We start from the raw sequence: 322 nt of genomic DNA, 5'->3' as shown, positions 1-322 counted from the left end.
CTGGCGCAGGACCCAGGTCAGCGCGGTCCCGAAGGATCCCGTGCACTCGACCCCCGCCCGGTACAGAACACCGAACGACCCTCCCCAGGCGAGCAGTTGGCAATAGCCGACGGCGGTGGTCGGGAACGCGAGCGAGGCGCCCAGGGTGGTGATGGCAGCGGCGACGTGGCTGTCCTTGCGGGTGTCAACCCCGAGGATCACCTCCTCCGCCGCCCGAGGGAACCTGCTGCGCGGACAGCGTCGGCCGGGGCATGCTGGTGACGGTCACGAGGCTCCTTGGACTGGTGCTGGTGGCTGACACCGGTCCGGTGGACGGCCAGAA

At 70.2% G+C, this 322-nt stretch carries 1 pseudogene; it reads right to left on the bottom strand.

Features of this window, described 5'->3' with window-relative positions:
- Positions 1–201, bottom strand: a pseudogene (locus IF89_RS0136495) (IS110 family transposase); the annotation flags it as partial.
- Between the last annotated feature and the right edge of the window lie 121 nt (positions 202–322).

The sequence above is a fragment of the Streptomyces sp. NRRL F-2664 genome (assembly GCF_000719345.1).
In the GTDB taxonomy this organism is placed as follows: domain Bacteria; phylum Actinomycetota; class Actinomycetes; order Streptomycetales; family Streptomycetaceae; genus Streptomyces.
Note: the sequence above shows the minus strand (reverse complement) of the source record. Positions and strands in the feature narration are given on the sequence as shown.